The sequence below is a fragment of the Glutamicibacter sp. AGC46 genome (assembly GCF_053543715.1).
On record NZ_JBLVOJ010000025.1, the window covers coordinates 554,571 to 568,229 of the forward strand.

The window sequence follows — 13,659 nt, forward strand, 5'->3', positions numbered from 1 at the left end:
TGGAATTATCGATTAGCCTTCGAGCAGTGCGTCCACGAAATCTTCCGGGTTGAATGGCGCGAGATCATCCGGACCCTCACCCAATCCCACCAGCTTCACCGGAACACCGAGCTGACGCTGGATAGCCACGACGATGCCGCCCTTGGCAGTACCGTCGAGCTTGGTCAGTACGATGCCCGAAACGTTGACAACCTCGGAGAAGACCTTGGCCTGCTGCAGGCCGTTCTGCCCGGTGGTCGCATCGAGGACCAGCAGGACTTCGTCAATGGTGGCCTTCTTCTCGACCACGCGCTTGATCTTGCCCAGCTCGTCCATCAGGCCGCCCTTGTTCTGCAGGCGGCCGGCGGTGTCGATCATGACGATGTCGACTTCCTGCTCGATGCCCGCGGAAACGGCTTCAAAGGCAACGGAGGCCGGGTCGGCGCCGTCGATTTCGGAACGAACGGTAGGCACGCCCACGCGGTCGCCCCAGGTAGCCAGCTGCTCGGCGGCGGCGGCTCGGAAGGTATCGGCGGCGCCCAGCAGGACGTCCTTGTCTTCAGCAACGAGTACTCGCGCCAGCTTGCCGATGGTGGTGGTCTTGCCAACACCGTTGACCCCGACCACCATGATGATGCTTGGGCGGTCCGGATGCGGTTCAGGCAGGTAGCTGCGGTCCAGGCTCGGATCCACCAGCTTGAGCAGTTCCTCGCGGAGCATTGCCTTGACGCGAGCCGGGTCCTTGCTGCCTTCAATCTTCACTCGTTCACGCAGTGCGTCAACAAGCTCAAGCGCAGGCTCGGTACCCAGGTCTGCCATCAGCAGATTTTCTTCAATCTCTTCCCAGACATCCTCGTCAATCGAGTCTTGGCTGAGCAGGGCCAACAGGCCCTTGGAGAACATGCTGTTGGATTTGGTCAGTCGCGCACGCAGCCGGGCCAGACGGCCCTGCACTGGTTCTGGAACATCGAGCTGTGGCGCAGCAGGTGCGGCAGGCTCTTGGACCGCGACAGGCGCATCGCTTGCACCGGCAGTGTCCGCTGCGGCATCAGTATCACCCTCAGCACTCTGGCCAGCTGGCAAGTCGTCTGCATCGCGCTCTGACGTATACGGAGTCTTGGGCTTGCGGCCCTTGGTGACGAAGGCAATGACGCCAATGGCCACCACGGCAACAACCGCGACAATGATGATGGTTAATATAAGCGAATCAGACACGCTCTAAATCGTCTCATATCTCCAACGATTTAGGGATCATATGGCAGGCAGCACCAGCATCAGCACATTTTGCATTCACGGCTAGACTGGCAGGTGGGTTGCTTAGCCCCGTTCGTCGTTCCAGAAAGGCTGAGGGTTACTGCTCGCTGAGCGGCAGAACCATCTGTTCAATTGATATGGCATTGAAAACCACCCGTGCTGCCAAGGCGCCCATCCCCCAAGAGATCAGCGTATTGCTGGTAGCGGCATTCATCATCGCATTGGGTTTCGGGCTTATCGCCCCCATCTTGCCCCAGTATGCAGTGAGCTTTGATGTCGGCAATGCGGCCGCCACTATTATCGTCAGCATTTTCGCCTTTACCCGATTGATTTTCGCACCGGTAGCAGGTGTCCTGGTAGGCAAGCTCGGCGAGCCCAAGATCTACGTCACCGGTGTTTTGCTGGTTGCGGTATCGACTTTGCTTTGCGCTGTGGTCCAGGACTATACGCAGCTATTGATTGCTCGTGGACTGGGCGGGTTCGGGTCGACCATGTTCACCATTTCAGCCATGGCACTAATTGCGCGCCTGGCTCCGGAGAAATCCCGTGGACGCATCTCGGGCTTGTACGCCGGCTCGTTCCTCTTGGGCAACGTCTTCGGCCCGGTTCTTGGAACCTTGCTTGCCCCGCTGGGCATGCGTATTCCGTTCTTGATTTACGGCACCGCCCTGGTGATTGCCGCAGGCGTGGTCTACATGGCCTTGGGCCGTCGCCGCGATCTGGATGCAGATGCGGCAAACCCGCGATCAAGGCATTCCGATATTGAAGTGGTGACCACCCGCGAGGCGCTGGTCTCCCCCGCCTACCGGGCGGCATTGTTCTCCGGGTTCAGCTACGGCTGGCTGGCGTTCGGCGTGCGCAACAGCATGATCCCGCTTTTCGCCTTGGCCGTGTTCGGCCAAACCATGGGTGCCACGGCCGCCGGAATCTCCATGACGGTGTTTGCCATCGGCAATGGTTGCGCGCTGGTGTTCTCCGGTCGCCTGACAGACAGCATTGGACGCAAGATCCCCGTGGTCCTTGGCATGAGTGTCCTGCTCGTGTCCATTGGCGCGATGGGGTATTCGACCTCCCTGGTTGGCTTCATCGTCTTCTCGGTCCTGGCAGGCATTGGCGGCGGGCTGCTGGGCCCAGCACAGCAAGCGTCCGTGGCTGACGTGATTGGTTCCGGCCGCAACGGCGGCAAGGCACTGGCCGGATTCCAGATGTGCACCGATCTAGGCTCCATCATCGGTCCGCTGCTGGCCGGGGCCATGGCCGACATGATCAGCTTCCAATTGGCCTTCAACATTTCGGCTGTCGTGGGTCTGGTCGGAGTGATTGCCTGGCTGTTGGTTCCAAAGACCATAAAACCGGTGGAATTGGCCGATTAAGCAATTCCGCAGTTTTGGATTTCCCTTGGCATTGGCATCGATATTAATTCGCGGAATCTTGCCGGGAAACATCGGGTAGATATACTAGCAATGGCTTTCGCCATTTCACTTGCACTCGATTATTCAGGGGAATCCATGCCGGCTATCCGGACGCGACGATCCAAAGCTCTATCAATTGCGGTTATAGCCGCACTTTCCATCCCGCTTTCTGCTGGTCCGGGGTTCGCCGCGCCAACAGAAGAGCCCTCCGCTCAAACTGTTCAGTCTCCCTCGCCCACTGCTACCGTGGATGATGCGCCGGAACCATCGTCTACGCCGTCTCCCGAGGCCGAGGCGCCAGCACCAAGTGCGCCGGCTTCTATTGCCACTCCAGCAGCTGAAGAAATTTCCAAGGCACTGTCCAAAGACGATGATCTTTCCAAGAAAGAACGCGTGCAGCTGGCCGACAATGCGCTGGCCGAATTGGAGCTCGAGCACCTCGATGCCCAGCTGGGCCAGGGAGCCAAGCGAATTGCCGAAACCGGTGACGCGACGATCCCTACTATGGACGAACTAGCGAATCTCGCAAAGCTGTCTTCAAATGATTCTGCGACTTCAGTTCCATTCCAGGTGGGTGCGCCAGCTTCCCTCGATGAGTTGCGGACCTGGCGTCCACCGGGCACCCTTGGGATCGATGTTTCCCGCCATCAAGGCGACGTGAACTGGTCCACTGCCAAGGCAAACGGGGCACGTTTCGCCTACATCAAGGCCACCCAGTCGTGGCCTTCTTCCTTGTACAAGGACCCTAAATTCAGCCAGAACTACACCAAGTCGCGCAATGCCGGCCTGATTCGCGGTGCGTACCATTTCGCCATGCCTGCCCATTCTTCCGGTGCCGTTCAGGCCAGGGAATTCATGGCCAACGGAGGCGGTTGGACCAATGACGGGTACACCATGCCGCCACTGCTGGATATCGAGTGGAACCCGTACAACAAGACCGCTTATCCGCAGGGCAAGGGCGATATGTGCTACGGCATGACGCCTTCCCAATTGGTAGCCTGGATCAAGGACTTCGGCAATACCGTCAAGGCCAAGACCGGTCGCCTGCCGATGATCTACACGGCCCAGTCGTGGTGGGATGAGTGCACGGGTGATTCTGAAGCGTTCAAGTCCTGGCCACTGCATGTCTCGATCTTCCCCACCGCTGACGTTGCGAAGAATCCCCGCGAACTTCCTGAAGGCTGGACCACGTTCAATGTCTGGCAGTATTCTTCCAACTCCAATATGTTGGGGTCAACGAAGAATGTGGATGCCAACGTGTGGAACGGCGATCTGACGTCGCTGCGCGACTTTGCGAAGAACCGCCGCAGCACGCAGTACAAGCTGACTACCAGCTACTTTGGCAATATGGATGTCTGGCCGACTCGCTTGGGCCCATCGCGCATGTCTGGCGCCAACCGCTATGGAACGCCTGTTGCGATCTCCAAGCGCACCTTCCCCTACGGGGCCAAAACTGTTGTCGTGGCTTCCGGCGAGCACTTCGCTGACGCACTATCAGTTACCTCGCTGGCCAACCGCCACAATGCACCGCTGTTGCTGACCAAGCAGGCCTATCTGCCGAGCGCAGTGGGTGCGGAAATCAAGCGGCTCAATCCGTCCCGCATCATCATTGCAGGTGGCCCAACCGCAGTCAGCAGCAAGACGTTCACGCAGCTGAAGAAGTATGCACCGGTATCCCGCGAAGCAGGAAGCACGCGCTATGGAACCAGCGCAGAGATTGCTACGAATTGGTCTTCTGCCAAGAACGTGTTTGTGGCATCTGGACGCTCGTTCCCTGATGCCCTGTCCATGGCAGCTGTCGCGGCAGACCGCAAGGCTCCATTGCTGCTGAGCAGCAAGAAATACGTGCCAAGCACCATCTTGAAGCAGCTCAAGCGCCTGAATCCCTCCACCGTGTACTTGGCTGGCGGTCCACTGGCGATCTCCAGAAATGCGGAAAACGAGATCCGAAAAGCGCTTCCGAATGCCAGGATCACTCGTTACGGCGGAGAAACACGTTATGACACCAGTGCTGTCATCGCGAAGGCCTTCTGGCCAAATGGTGCGCAGCGCCAGTTCATTGCCAACGGCAAGAGCTTCCCCGACGGACTGAGCGGTGCTGTTGCTGCAGGCTACAACGGCGCGCCAATGCTGCTGGCTAAAAAGTCCTGCCTGCCTAAGTCCATAGGCTCAGCGCTGACCGGCATGGAAGGTTGGACTAATGTGCTGATTGGCGGTCCGCTGGTTCTCGACGAGACTGTGGCCTACCACGACGACGGTAAGCTCAACACCTGCTCATAAGGGTTGAGTGCACGACCAAACCCGGGAGGGCAGTTATCATTCGATAACTGCCCTCCCGGGTTTAACAAGCTAATATTTTCTTGCAAGTTCTCCGTGACAAAGCTCTAGATCGACTTTGCTCGTTCCATTTTCTGGCTAATCACTGTTGAGACCCCGTCTCCGCGCATAGTGACGCCGTACAGGGCATCAGCTACTTCCATGGTCTTCTTCTGGTGGGTAATCACAATCAGCTGCGAAGACTCGCGCAGCTCTTCGAAGATCGTGATCAGGCGTCCCAAATTCATATCGTCCAAGGCCGCCTCCACCTCGTCCATCACGTAGAACGGCGACGGGCGCGCCTTGAAGATGGCGACCAGCAACGCGACAGCAGTCAGGGAACGCTCGCCACCGGAGAGCAGCGAGAGCCGCTTGATCTTCTTGCCGGCCGGACGCGCTTCCACCTCGATGCCTGTGGTGAGCATATTCTCAGGATCAGTGAGCACCAGCTGGCCCTCGCCGCCTGGGAAGAGGCGATCGAAGATCCGCCTGAACTGCACGGCAGTGTCGTTGTAGGCCTCGGTGAACACCCGCTCGACGTGGGAATCAACGTCGGCAATAATCTGCTGCAAATCCCCCCGGGACTTCTTCAAATCCTCGAGCTGGCCGGAAAGGAACTTATGGCGTTCCTCCAAGGCAGCGAACTCTTCAAGTGCCAACGGGTTGACCTTGCCCAAGGCCGCTAGGTCGCGTTCGGCCTTCTTCAGCCGCTTTTCCTGCTCGCCGCGATCATATGCCCGGGTGCCGACAGGATTGCCTTCTTCATCAACGTTCTGCCGCAGCGCGCCCCACTTGTCATCTTCGTCGAGGGCCTCCGGAATCAGCTGGTCTGGACCGTAGTTGGCGATGAGGTGATCAGGGGTGTATCCCAGTTCTTCCAGGGCCTTGGTCTCAAGATTTTCGATGCGCATCCGCAGTTCCGCACGGGCCATCTCATCACGGTGCACAGCATCAGCAAGACGGGCCAGCTCGGAGGATAGTTGCTCCGCTTCCTTGCGTTGGCTGCCCAGCATGGATTCCAGTTCGGATTTCTTTCCGGCCAGCTCTTCGCGTTCTTGGCCAGCCATCGATACCGATACTTCAATGAAACGCAGGACGCGCTCAGCAGCTTGCTCAATACGGACCGCATTGGCCGCTTGCGCCTTGCGCTGCTCCGCTCGACGAGCTGCAACTTCACGGTGATTGCGCTCAGCGGCCGCAGTGCGGCGCAGACCCTCAACGCGCGAACGCAACGCAGAAACGCGCTCTTCACTACTGCGCAAGGCAAGACGGGCTTCTAGTTCCTGCTGTCGTGCCGCGGCTGCAGCATCTGCAAGAGCTGCTCGTGCCGCGTCATCAACGGTTTCTTCATCTTGATCCGTTGAAGCTAGCTCCATGCGCTCGGTAATCTCTTCCAGAGATTCCTGCTCGATTTCCAGCTTCTCCAGCGTTGCTTCGAGCTTTTCTTCCAACTTGGCTTTGTCCGATCGCGCGCTGCGAAGTTTCTGTCCAAGACGTGCCAGATACGAGGATAATTCATCAATGGCGGCATCAGATTCAGCCAGCGCCGACTGGGCTTCATCTCGCTGTTGCTGAGCGGTGGAAAGCTCTGGTCCCCGCTGAGCCAATCTTTGTTCGACTGTGGAAAGTTCTTCCTGGCACTGGGAGAGTTCAGTTTCCGTCTGCTCCACTAAGGCCTGCTGCGCGATCAGGGAAGCGCCTGCTGAGTCCCCCACGGAACTGCGGACTGCCGAAACAGTTATGCCATCCAAGGTGGTGAGCAGCGCAGATGGGTTCTGCACCAAGGCCGCAGGTGCTTGGCTCATTTCCTCAATGATGTAATGGCCAACAAGAAGCTGATCAAGCAGGCTGTCCAGTGGGCCATCGGCAGCTACAACTTCACGAGCGCTGACGGCATTAGGCATTGCCGTAGCCTTTGCACCACTTGGCAGAACTTCGGCGTGCAGGAATACCTGGCTGGCCTGCTGCTGTTGCAGGTCTTCGATGAGATCCAACGCATCACCAAGGTTCTTGGCTACCAAAGCTTCTGCACTGTCACGCAAAATCGCGGCGATGGCCTGCTCATATCCCGGATTAACCGTTATCAGCTCCCCCAAACGGCCCAGGAGCAGACCGGAAGTTGATCCAAGAAGCTGTGACGACTGATCATCCGGTTTGGAGTTCAACTTCAGGGCTTCAAGGCGAGCACGCAATCCGGAAACACGCACCGATAGCTCGCGTTCACGCTGGCTATCGGCATTGTGCTCTTCTGACAATGCTGCGTGTTCCCGATCTGAACTCTCGAAATCTATATTCAGCTGGGCTTCGCCCGCCAATTGTTTCTCAAGATCACCGGCAACTTCTGCGTGAGAGCGCAAATCCAGTTCAAGGTCCGAGTCGAAGGACTGGACGCTTTCCTGGAGGCGGGAAATTTCGGCCCGGGTCACGTCGACACGGCTGCGTGCGGAAGCCACCTGCGAGGCGAGCCGTGACATGCCTTCTCGACGGTCCGCTGCGGCACGGAGCATGGCAGCCATTCGCTGCTGTTCGGCGCGTGATTCTTCCTCGGCCTGCTCTTTAGCCTCTACAGCTTCAGCAAGAATCTCGTGGCGGTCTTCAAGAGCTTCTTCAAGTTCCTCAAGTTCTTCGCTCATTCGCTCAGCTTGAGCTTCCAAACGCTCAGGATCTCGGCTGGAATCGAAATGGGTTTCATTGCTTTCCAGCAATTTCCCGCGTTCACGAGCCAACGCGACCAGCGATCGATAACGCTCTGCCTGCGTGCTCAACGAAACCCACGTTTCCTGGATCTGAACCAGTCGCGGGGTAATGGTTTCCATCTGGGCAGTCAGTTCAGCGATGTGCTTCTTGATGCGGTCCAGGCGTGCCGCAGCGTCTTCTTGCTGAGCTTGGATCTTGGATTCGTCATCAATATCCTGGGCAAGCTTGTTGTTCAGTGTGACCAAATCATCTGCCAGCAGGCGGGACTTTGCATCCCTGACATCGAGCTGCACCGTCTGCGCACGGCGAGCGATTTTCGCTTGCCGTCCCAACGGAGCCAATTGGCGGCGAACCTCGGCGCTCAAATCTTCAAGGCGATCCAGATTTCCTTGCATCGCTTGAAGCTTGCGCAGGGTTTTCTCCTTGCGCCGGCGGTGCTTGAGCACGCCGGCCGCTTCCTCGATGAAGCCACGCCGATCTTCAGCAGTAGCGTGCAGGATGCGGTCCAGCTGTCCCTGTCCGACAATGACATGCATTTCTCGACCCAGACCGGAATCCGAAAGCAGCTCTTGAATGTCCAGAAGACGGCACGAACTTCCATTAATGGCGTATTCGGAGCCACCAGTACGGAACAGCGTGCGGGAGATAGTGACTTCTGCATAGTCGATAGGCAGCTGGCCATCAGAGTTATCGATTGTCAGGGAAACATGGGCACGGCCCAGTGGTGGTCGGCCAGAAGTGCCAGCAAAGATCACGTCTTCCATCTTGCCGCCGCGAAGCGTCTTGGCACCCTGTTCACCCATGACCCAGGACAGCGCGTCAACCACATTGGACTTGCCGGAACCGTTAGGTCCTACAACAGCCGTGACACCCGGTTCAAACTCAAAAGTGGTCGCCGATGCGAAAGACTTGAATCCGCGAACGGTGAGAGTCTTGAGATGCACGGCGTGAAGTTCCTATGTTTGGGCCAAATCGCTAAAGTTGGGTTGGGCAATCAAACCCAATCCTTGTCGCAATTCTAGCGAAGCGCACTGGGGATTATCTGGTTGTGCTCGCAAAATCCGAGGAAGAAAATCGAGGGATAGATCATTCTATGAGCATTCTGACGCAGATTGACCAGTGGCCAAGTGACAACGCGGTATCCGTGGTGGTGAACGGCAATGGTGCAATCGTTGACCAGCACGGTGATACTGCACGTGTTTACCCCTTGGCTTCGGTGACCAAGTTGCTCAGTGCCTACACGTTCTTGGTTGCTCTGGAAGAAGAAGCCATCACCCTCGAAGACCCTGCAGGGCCAGAGGGTTCAACGGTGCACCACCTATTGGCGCACACAGCAGGCTACGACTTTGATTCCGAAACCATCCGCTTTGCCGTAGGGACTAAACGCGGATACTCCAACTACGGCTTTGAAAAGCTCGCAGAGCATCTGGAACAACAGACCGGAATCAGCATGGCCCAGTACGCCCAGGAAGCGGTCTTCGCTCCACTGGGGATGGCTGATACGGAAATTGCCGGCAGCTGCGCAAAGGATGGCCGATCCACCGCTGCGGACCTAGCAAAATTCGCTGCCGAACTTTTGCACCCAACTATCGTGACGCAAGAAACATTGAGCGAGGCAACGCGTGTGCATTTCGAGAACCTCGCTGGAATTCTGCCCGGCTATGGCCGGCAGAACCCGAATGACTGGGGACTCGGGTTTGAAATCCGTTCGTCCAAAGCGCCACACTGGACAGGCGCAAGCCATCCAGATACCACTTTCGGGCATTTTGGTCAGTCCGGTACATTCCTCTGGGTGGACCCGGAGCATCGTCTGGCCTGTGTGACGCTCACAGATAAAGGCTTTGGCCAGTGGGCAGTAGACGCTTGGGCGCCGTTCAATGAACAAGTGCTCAATTCGCAGATTGCATAGCTTGAGGAAAGCTCCTGATGTGCCAGCTAACGTCTTGTTCGGCGTGGTCGCGGCTGGCACACGGGACAGCTGTAGGAAGAACGGCCCATGAAGGGATCACGACGAATCAGAGACTCACGGCCGTTTTCTCTGCAACGCAAACAGGCTTTGCCTTCGCGCCCGTAGGCGTTCAAGGACCTGGCGAAATAACCGCTAGCGCCGTTAACATTCACGTATAGAGAATCAAAGCTCGTACCACCAGCGGCGAGGGCGCGTGTCATCACATCAACCAAAGCATCGTTAAGGCGTTGCACTTCTGGACGCCTGATAGTGCCAGTATTGCGCAAACCTGAAAGGCCTGCTTGCCAGAGTGCTTCATCCGCATAGATGTTGCCGACTCCGGAAATGATCCCCTGGTCCAAAATGGCTCTCTTGAGTTCTGTCGTCTTTTTGCGAAGCGCGACGTACAGATCTTCGGGCTTGCGGTGCGGATCCATCACGTCTCTGGCAATGTGAGCAGCCGCCTGTGGGATCGATGCTTTTAGCGACCCGGCTCCGGCAGGCAACCCATCGGTTGTTGCAACCAGTGGGGAGAGGAACATTCCCCCAAAGATACGCTGATCTACGAAACGCAGTTCGCTGGGGAAATCAGATCTTTCGCTGAGTGAGAGCCTGACTTTTAGATGTTTCTCATCGGGAGCATCAGGTTCTTCGACAAGAAGTTGACCGCTCATGCCGAGGTGGGCAACCAATGCTGCAGGAGTTGAAAGGCCTTCGAGGTCCATCCAGAGGAACTTGCCCCGGCGAACCACGGAAGCGATAGAGCAACCGCTCAATGTCTGTTCAAAATCTTCAACGCCGTCGGTATGACGGCGGACGGAACGCGGGTCCAGCACTTGAGCGGTCAGTACCGTTCGAGTGCGAACCCACTTATCCAGTCCTTCTCGGACTACTTCAACTTCTGGCAGTTCTGGCATGAACTAAACGCTATCCCTTAGGTAGCTGCTCACCTGGATGCAGCAACAGCCAAGTCTTGTGCGCCGCTTCCTGCTCAGCTTCCTTCTTGGATGGCCCTTGTCCCTGGCCGTATCCCTCGTTTCCGATGCGGAGTTCGGCAAGGTAGGTGCGTGCGTGGTCAGGACCGGAACCAGTGACCTGGTAGTGCATCTCGCCGAGCTTTTGGGAGGCTACTTCTTCCTGGATTACAGTTTTCCAGTCAGTCGTCGCGCCCAGCAGCCGATGATCTTCCAGCAGTGGAGTGACGAAGCGAAGCACAAACGAGCGCGCAGCTTCCATGCCTTGAACCAAGTAGGTGGCCCCAAGAATTGCTTCCATGGTGTCTGCCAGAATGGAGGATTTATTGGCTCCGTTGGACTGGGCTTCCCCACGTCCTAGGAGCAGGTGCTCCCCCACTTCCAGATCACGGGCAATGATCGCCAAGGCGCGGGTACTGACGATAGCCGCTCGTCGCTTCGCGAGATCGCCTTCAGGCAGATGCGGGAAAGTTGCGTATAGGAATTCTGCAACGCAGAAGCCAAGAATTGAATCGCCTAAGAATTCAAGGCGTTCATTCGTTGGAATGCCACCGTTTTCATAGGAATATGAGCGGTGGGTAAATGCAAGACGAAACGTCTCGGAATCAATATTGATTCCGAGACGCTTCATAAGTTCTTCTTTTGAAGACATGTCTTAGACGTCTGCGACCTTGCGACCCTTGTACTCAAGGAACAATTCGGTACCAGCCGAGTCGGTGACAACCTTAGCCTGGTGAGGCAGGCTGTAGGTTACGCGACCGTTTTCAACGGTCTTCACCAGGTTCGGTGCGGTAGCCTTCCACTGAGAACGGCGGGCACGAGTATTCGCACGGGACATCTTCCGCTTTGGAACAGCCACGACTACTTCTCTTCTCTCTTGTCTGACGTTTTATCATTTGTCGCATCCTCTGCGACAATGTCGGACAGCTGCGCTAGCGCTGCCCAACGTGGATCCAGAATCTCATGATCATGCTGAGGGTCATCGTTGAGGCTGATTCCGCATTCACTGCAGAGCCCCAAGCAATCTTCCCGGCAAACCGGCTGGAACGGCAGGGCGGTAACCACTGCGCTCCGTACTACCGGATCGATGTCAATCAAGTCACCGACCACCCAATACTGGTCCACATCATCATCGTCTTCGAATTCTTCGCTCTCTTCATAATAGAAGAGCTCTTGAATATCAGCCTCGAAGTCGTACTCGATGGGCTCCAAGCATCGTCCACATTCCCCAGCGATTTGCGCTGTAGCGGTACCCGATACCAGAATTCCTTCATGCACGGCTTCAAAGCGAAGATCTAAGTCAAGCTCAGATCCTCCACGAATACCGATGAGTGCATTTCCCACATCTGTGGGTGCCGAAACCTGCTCATTGAGAGTTTTCATTGAGCCAGGCGAACGGCCGAGCTCCCTGGTTGAAAAAACCAGAGGCGAGTTGCGATCGAGTTCGCCGTGTGACGATCGATCAGAACGCTTTTCGCTAATGATGACTCCTATAGAAACATAGTCCGACATTTCATCTTAGCTTGCCGTAGGCCAAGTTCCCAAACTGAAACCAGTTTTTGGACCTTGATTCGGAAGTTGCACTGCTCACATCATATCGCATTTGGGAACTACGCTCGCAATGGTGGTACGAACAGACGCTTCTGCAAATTTTGGGTCTAGCGACACGTGCCTTACCTGAACGTATTTAGATCGTTAACCTAAAGTTTCCTAGGTTCCATGGCTTCATTAAGCATGTCGACAGCATCCTACGAAATCCAAGCCATATGATTATTTTCAGGTATACAAATCAGTGGCAAAGGAACTTCAATGAAGGTACTCAAGACCTTGAACAATGCGGCGGCGTACGCAGGGAAACGCCTGGTTGCGCGACAGCACCGCAAGTTCATTAGCCGTCATGCCACTGAGTTCTTTCACGCGCCTACCGGCGACGACCGGTACAAGGTTGCCCTCTACTTCGCGGATCCTATGGTCAACGCCTATCAAATCCGACAGTGGTACGAACCCATTAAACAACTGGCCAAACACGTACCCGTTGTTATCATTGCGCGACTTCCTGACTCAGCTTTGGCACTGCGTGAGGAATGCGCCCTGCCGGTCCACTACGCCCCGACCATCGAAGATGTTGAAAATTTGGTAAATTCCCAAGACTTGCGTCTCGTGTTTTACGTCAACCAGAATATTCGCAACTTCCAGATGATGCGCTTTAACACTCCGGACCATGTTTTCATCAGCCATGGCGAGAGTGAAAAAGCCTATATGTGGTCAAACCAGCTCAAAGCCTACGACTATGTCTTTTCCGCTGGGCAGGCCGCCCGTGATCGCTTGAGCGACCATCTGCATAATTTCGATGCCGTGGATCGCACTCGTCTGATAGGACGACCGCAGATAGACATTGATTATTTGGCACCATATTCAATCAACCAGTCACTGCCCACCGTACTTTATGCTCCAACTTGGGAAGGCGACCGCCCTTCTATGAATTACGGTTCCCTTCTTTCTCACGGCGAACAACTTGTTGATTCTCTAATTAGGGACGGAGGATTCAATATAATATTCCGGCCACACCCACGTTCGGGTATCAATTCCTCGCAATATGGACAAGCTGTGGAGCGGATTCGGAATAAGTTGAATTCAGCAAATTCGACCTCTACTGGGCGCCTCTTATTCGACGACACCACCCATTGGGGCTGGCAGTGGGCCCAGTCGGATATTTGCATCACGGATATTTCCGCAGTGGCCTACGATTTTCTTGCAACAGGTAAACCTATGTTCGTTACCACTCCAGTTTCTGAGGAGGCGACCATTTCAGATTCCCCCGCTCTAAGCAAACTACCTGCCCTATCAGCCTCTCAGTCCACTGAAGGTCCAGCGTTAATTCGTTCGGCACTTATGGAAGAGAACGCTGGGTTCAAAGAAGTTGTCGAGTACTACTTTGGTGATGTCACCAAAGGTGCCAGCATGCAGCGCTTTATCGATGAATCACTGAACCTGATCCATGGCAATGCAGCGATTTCCCACTTGCCTGGCCGGCGCGCAGCCTAGATATTCGGAGTCAAAAAGAGGTGGGGGGAAGAAT

The 13,659-nt window shown here is 56.0% G+C and carries 10 protein-coding genes; 4 read left to right on the forward strand and 6 right to left on the reverse strand.

Features of this window, described 5'->3' with window-relative positions; translation table 11 throughout:
- Window positions 1-12: 12 nt before the first annotated feature.
- Window positions 13-1,194, reverse strand: a complete 1,182-nt coding sequence (ftsY, locus tag ACNPM8_RS17590; protein ID WP_448940319.1) for a signal recognition particle-docking protein FtsY — start codon at window positions 1,192-1,194, stop codon at window positions 13-15.
- A gap of 176 nt (window positions 1,195-1,370) precedes the next feature.
- On the opposite strand from ftsY, the gene ACNPM8_RS17595 reads away from it, so the two are divergent.
- Entirely contained in the window at window positions 1,371-2,606 is a 1,236-nt protein-coding gene (locus tag ACNPM8_RS17595; RefSeq protein ID WP_426734597.1) for an MFS transporter, read from the forward strand.
- A gap of 285 nt (window positions 2,607-2,891) precedes the next feature.
- Window positions 2,892-4,925 carry a cell wall-binding repeat-containing protein gene (locus ACNPM8_RS17600; RefSeq protein ID WP_448940320.1) on the forward strand — a complete coding sequence of 678 codons (2,034 nt, stop codon included), beginning with the start codon at window positions 2,892-2,894 and terminating at the stop codon, window positions 4,923-4,925.
- Window positions 4,926-5,029: 104 nt separating this feature from the next.
- Here the strand turns inward: ACNPM8_RS17600 and smc are convergent, their stop codons facing one another.
- Window positions 5,030-8,602 (reverse strand): chromosome segregation protein SMC, encoded by a 3,573-nt coding sequence (gene smc, locus ACNPM8_RS17605; protein ID WP_448940321.1) that lies wholly within the window; start codon window positions 8,600-8,602, stop codon window positions 5,030-5,032.
- Between the two features lie 104 nt (window positions 8,603-8,706).
- On the opposite strand from smc, the gene ACNPM8_RS17610 reads away from it, so the two are divergent.
- Window positions 8,707-9,567 carry a serine hydrolase domain-containing protein gene (locus tag ACNPM8_RS17610; protein ID WP_448940322.1) on the forward strand — a complete coding sequence of 287 codons (861 nt, stop codon included), beginning with the start codon at window positions 8,707-8,709 and terminating at the stop codon, window positions 9,565-9,567.
- 26 nt (window positions 9,568-9,593) lie between these two features.
- Here the strand turns inward: ACNPM8_RS17610 and mutM are convergent, their stop codons facing one another.
- The 4 genes from mutM to ACNPM8_RS17630 are packed head-to-tail and all read right to left on the reverse strand — an operon-like array spanning window position 9,594 to window position 11,963.
- On the reverse strand, window positions 9,594-10,523 hold the full coding sequence (gene mutM, locus ACNPM8_RS17615; protein ID WP_448940323.1) for a bifunctional DNA-formamidopyrimidine glycosylase/DNA-(apurinic or apyrimidinic site) lyase: 930 nt from the start codon (window positions 10,521-10,523) through the stop codon (window positions 9,594-9,596).
- A gap of 10 nt (window positions 10,524-10,533) precedes the next feature.
- On the reverse strand, window positions 10,534-11,232 hold the full coding sequence (gene rnc, locus ACNPM8_RS17620; protein WP_448940324.1) for a ribonuclease III: 699 nt from the start codon (window positions 11,230-11,232) through the stop codon (window positions 10,534-10,536).
- A gap of 3 nt (window positions 11,233-11,235) precedes the next feature.
- Entirely contained in the window at window positions 11,236-11,439 is a 204-nt protein-coding gene (gene rpmF / locus ACNPM8_RS17625) for a 50S ribosomal protein L32 (RefSeq protein ID WP_013348816.1), read from the reverse strand.
- A 2-nt stretch (window positions 11,440-11,441) separates the two neighbouring features.
- Window positions 11,442-11,963 (reverse strand): YceD family protein, encoded by a 522-nt coding sequence (locus ACNPM8_RS17630; RefSeq protein ID WP_448940325.1) that lies wholly within the window; start codon window positions 11,961-11,963, stop codon window positions 11,442-11,444.
- A gap of 426 nt (window positions 11,964-12,389) precedes the next feature.
- Here ACNPM8_RS17630 and ACNPM8_RS17635 point away from each other — a divergent pair, with 426 nt between their 5' ends.
- Window positions 12,390-13,625 carry a CDP-glycerol glycerophosphotransferase family protein gene (locus tag ACNPM8_RS17635; RefSeq protein ID WP_448940326.1) on the forward strand — a complete coding sequence of 412 codons (1,236 nt, stop codon included), beginning with the start codon at window positions 12,390-12,392 and terminating at the stop codon, window positions 13,623-13,625.
- Window positions 13,626-13,659 lie beyond the last annotated feature (34 nt).